This window comes from Eudoraea sp., from assembly GCF_049665975.1.
Lineage (GTDB): Bacteria > Bacteroidota > Bacteroidia > Flavobacteriales > Flavobacteriaceae > Eudoraea.
Map to the genome: position 1 here is coordinate 1 of NZ_JBATGR010000327.1, position 5110 is coordinate 5110.

The 5110-nt window shown below is 37.0% G+C and carries 3 protein-coding genes; all 3 read left to right on the top strand.

Features of this window, described 5'->3' with window-relative positions; genetic code table 11:
• Window positions 1-351: 351 nt before the first annotated feature.
• A complete protein-coding gene (gene topA, locus WBN20_RS11380) occupies window positions 352-2826 on the top strand; it encodes a type I DNA topoisomerase (protein ID WP_424281757.1) in 2475 nt (824 codons plus the stop codon).
• A gap of 15 nt (window positions 2827-2841) precedes the next feature.
• A complete protein-coding gene (locus WBN20_RS11385) occupies window positions 2842-3999 on the top strand; it encodes a formimidoylglutamase (RefSeq protein ID WP_424281758.1) in 1158 nt (385 codons plus the stop codon).
• A gap of 116 nt (window positions 4000-4115) precedes the next feature.
• Window positions 4116-5110 (top strand): gliding motility lipoprotein GldK (gene gldK, locus WBN20_RS11390; protein ID WP_424281759.1); only part of this gene is annotated, 995 nt, incomplete at its 3' end.

Sequence of the window (5110 nt, forward strand, 5' to 3'; positions counted from 1 at the left end):
TTGTGAATAAAAGACAACAAATTATTTATCTGTGATGGAAAATCGGGTCTTAAGATCTATGATAAAACAGATATAGAAAATCTTGTATTATTAAATCATTATGAGAATAATATCACCTTTGATGTTATTCCAATGAATGAAACTTTGATAATGATAGGTGATGACATCTTGTATCAGTATAGATATTTAGATAATGATATAGAACTGATAAGTTCTATGAATCTGAACTAAATTCTTTTAATTTTTATAGGAAACATCCCGTATTTTGGGATGTTTTTTTTATAGTTTGATATGGACTAAAAACACCAAATAAAAAATTTGACATACTTTTGTTTTTTCAAAAACTGATGAATGGCTAAAAATTTAGTAATCGTAGAGTCGCCTGCAAAGGCCAAAACAATAGAAAAATTTCTAGGAAAAGATTATAAAGTTGAATCTAGTTTTGGCCATATAGCCGATCTTCCTTCCAAAGAATTAGGAGTTGATGTAGAGAAGGACTTTAGTCCTAAATATATTGTTGACGAAGACAAGAAGGCCCTGGTAAAAAAGTTGAAAGACCTTGCAAAAAAAGCAGATACCATATGGCTGGCGAGTGATGAAGACCGTGAAGGAGAAGCAATTTCCTGGCATTTGGCGGAGACACTGAACCTTGATAAATCTAAAACTAAACGTATTGTTTTTAATTCCATTACCAAGTCGGCTATTCAGAAGGCAATTGAAAACCCAAGAGAAATAAATTATAACCTGGTAAACGCCCAGCAGGCAAGAAGAGTTCTTGATAGATTGGTTGGATACGAGCTGTCGCCTGTTCTTTGGAAAAAAATTAAACCCGGGTTATCTGCCGGAAGGGTGCAATCTGTGGCTGTTCGTTTAATTGTTGAAAGGGAACGAGACATTGATGTTTTTAAACCTGATGCTTCCTATAAGGTAGTGGCGGAATTTAAAACGGAGAAAGGAAATGTATTTGGGGCAAAACTCGGAAAGAGCTTCAAAACTAAAGAAGAGGCCCAGGTTTTCTTAAATAAAAATGCGGGGTCCTTATTTAATGTTGCAAGTCTGGATAAAAAACTTGCAAAAAAGTCACCGGCCGCGCCATTTACTACTTCTACTTTACAACAGGAGGCATCCCGTAAATTATATTTTTCAGTAGCCCGCACTATGCAGGTTGCCCAGCGTCTATATGAAGCTGGTCTGATTACTTACATGAGGACAGACAGCGTAAATTTATCTGGAGAAGCAATAGGGGCTGCTAAAGACACTATTATTCAGAATTATGGTGAACAGTATAGTAAAGTCAGAAATTATAAAGGCAAATCTAAAGGAGCTCAGGAAGCACATGAGGCCATACGGCCCACTGATATGAATTTGCAATCTCCCTCACTGGAAAGAGATCAGTCTAAATTATATGAATTGATTTGGAAGCGCACGCTTGCATCACAAATGAGCGATGCACAATTAGAACGTACAAATGTAAAAATCAAATCGAACGCTTATCAGGAAGAGTTTACTGCAAATGGGGAAGTAATTAAATTTGATGGATTTTTAAAAGTTTACCTTGAAGGCAAAGACGAAGAAGATATAGCTGAAGAGCAGGAAGGTATGCTTCCGGCAATGAAAACAGGCGATCAGTTATTCTATAATTATATAACGGCAACGGAACGGTTCACAAGACCGCCGTATAGATATACAGAGGCTACCTTGGTAAAGAAACTGGAGGAGCTGGGTATTGGAAGACCCTCAACTTATGCCCCAACAATCTCCACTATTCAAAACAGAGGTTATGTAGAAAAAGGAAGTATTGAAGGTGAAGAACGAAAGTATTCGCAACTGATTTTGAAATCAGATAAAGTTGAGGAAAAATCTCTTACAGAAGTAATTGGTTCAGATAAAGGTAAATTAGTACCCACAGATATAGGGATGATTGTCAATGATTTTTTAGTAAATCATTTTGCGCATATTTTGGATTATAACTTTACGGCCAAAGTGGAGAAAGATTTTGACGAAATTGCTGAAGGACAGGAAGATTGGAAAAAGGTAATGAAAGATTTTTATAAGGACTTTCACCCTAAAGTACTGGATGTCGAAGAAAACGCAGAACGTGCAAGTGGAGAACGTGTCCTTGGTAAAGACCCTAAATCGGGAAGACAAGTTGCTGTTCGTTTGGGACGATTTGGCCCTATGGTTCAAATTGGCACCGTTGAGGAAGAGGACAAGCCATTATTTGCTAGTTTACTCCCGGAACAATCCATTAATACTATTACTTATGAGGAAGCAATGGAACTTTTCCAACTTCCCAGAAAATTAGGTGTATTTGAAGGAGAGGAAGTAGAGGCTAATGTTGGTAGATTTGGGCCTTATGTCAGATTCGGCAAAAAATTTGTCTCTCTGGATAAAGGCGAAAGTGCTTTTGATGTTGACCTTGAAAGGGCAATAGAATTAATTCGCGAAAAGCAAAAAGCAGATGCTCCAATTGCAGTATATGAAAATAAGGATGTTACGAAGGGTAAGGGTCGTTTTGGACCTTTTATCAAATGGGATGGTATGTTTATCAACGTAAACAAAAAGTATGACTTTGATAATCTTTCGGAAGCTGATATTACTGAGTTGATAGAAGCTAAAAAACAAAAAGAAGCAGAGAAGCTTATTAATGAATGGACTGATGAAGGCATAAGGATTGAAAAGGCCCGATGGGGAAGGCACACAATTATTAAGGGCAAGACCAAGGTTGAGCTCGCTAAAGAAGTTGATGCTGCAAATATCTCCTTAGAAGATGCACAAGCATTACTCGAAAAGAAAAAACCCAAAAAGAAAACTAAGAAAACCTAAGATTAGTGTACAAATATGGCGTTCGATTTTTTGCTTCCTGTTGATGAAATGGCCCTTGCCCACTGTGAGTTATTACCGCCACAATCTCTTGGCAGGAATATTCACAAGCATACAGCGAAAAAAGGTTTACCTGTCTTGGCCAATGCATCTTTTGCCTTAATTGGAGTTCTGGAATCTAGAAATGCGTTTGAAAAGAAAACAGAGCGACTAGATACGACTGAGATCAGAATACAACTTTACAAGCTAATGATGGGTAATTGGAATTCAGTCTTTGTCGACCTGGGGGATATAGAAGAAGGAGAATCAGTCGAGGACACTTATTTTGTGGTAAAGGAGATTGTAGCTGAATTACTTGAAGAAAATGTGATTCCGATTATAATTGGGGCCACTCAGGATATTACTTATCCTTCTTATAGGGCATTTGATAAAATTAGGGATATGGTAAATCTGGTGTCAATAGATAGCAGATTTGATTTCGGGGCAGATGAGGAACTTATTTCTTCGCATTCCTATATGAGTAAAATAATTACAGATAAGCCCAACAATCTTTTCAACTTTTCAAATATTGGTTATCAAAGCTATTTTAATGCACAGGAAGAAATAGATCTTATGGACCGTTTGTTTTTCGATGCGTACAGACTGGGAGAAATAACCTCAGACATTTCCCTGGCAGAACCCGTATTGAGAAACGCACATATTGTAAGTCTGGATGCCAGGGCTATAAAAGCAGGCGAGATAGACGGGTCTAAGAATTTTTCACCAAATGGTTTTAATGGAAGAGAAATTTGTGCAATAGCCAGATATGCCGGTATGAGTGATAATGTAGCCATATTTGGAATATATGAAAGCGAGAATACGGTACAATCTTTTCAATTAATTTCACAGATTATATGGTATTTTATAGAAGGATATAATTTTAGAATAAAAGAATTGCCGAGTGCTAAAAACAAAGATTTTAATAAGTTTAATGTACCTACAGAAACCGAACAATTAATTTTTTATAAAAGTTTACTTACCGAAAGATGGTGGGTTGAGATCCCATCAATTTTATCTTCACATAATAAAATAAATTCACCTGCGTTATTACCATGCACTGAACAGGACTATTTAGACGCATGTAACCAAAATATTCCCGAAAGGTGGTTTAAAGCCTATAAGAAAGGTTTTAACTAACAATAAATTATTTTAAAGGATAGGCAGTTTTATACAATAAATTATTTAAAATACAGTTTTAGAGAATAATAATTGTGAATACTGTTTATAGTCTTAATCGAAATTTAACCTAAAGTATGAAGAAGCTATTGTTATTATCTATAGCGTTTGTTTTTTTGCTCACTAGTTGTGGGTCTAAGACAAAAGGAGAACTAGTCGGAGTCCAGGGTAAAAAGTGGTATCCGGAAAAACCTTATGGAATGGAACTTATCCCAAGAGGAGCATTTATCATGGGTAAAAGTGAGGAAGATGTAGGAAAGGTTCTTAATGCGCCAACCAAAACTGTAACCGTAAGATCATTCTACATGGATGATACGGAAATAACTAACAGCGAATATCGCCAGTTTGTAGAATGGGTGAAAGATTCCATTGTAAGAACTAAGCTGGCCATCCTGGCTGATGAACTAGGAATGGGCCCGGAGGATGAAGGTATTGGAGAATATGCATTTAAGGATGCGGATACTACCAATATGTCTACCTATGATAAGTACATGCTGGATAATTATTCCGGGATGGGCGAGACTGGTTATGAAGGAAGAGCTCTGAATAGAGATCAGGATTTAGTCTGGGACACTTCGGAATATCCTGATGAATACTATACAGAAATAATGGATTCAATATATATTCCTGAAGAGGAATCCTATAATGGTCAACGCACTGTAGATGTCACAAAAATTAAATACAGTTACAACTGGATGGACATTGAGTCAGCTGCACGTTCAAGAGATTCCAGAAGAAAAGATTTTATTAGACATGAGGAATTGGAGATCTATCCGGATACGACGGTTTGGATAAGAGATTTTCAGTACTCGTATAATGAACCAATGCATAATGACTATTTCTGGCACGATGCCTATAGTGAGTATCCGGTTGTTGGAGTTTCATGGCAACAAGCCCAGGCTTTTTGTAACTGGAGAACGAAATTTAAAAATGATGACCAGAAGAGCAGAGGCAAACAATTTGTTAACGGATTCAGATTACCTACGGAAGCCGAATGGGAATATGCCGCCAGAGGTGGAATCGAAAGTGGAACTTATCCCTGGGGTGGTCCTTATGTGATTAGCGATACGGG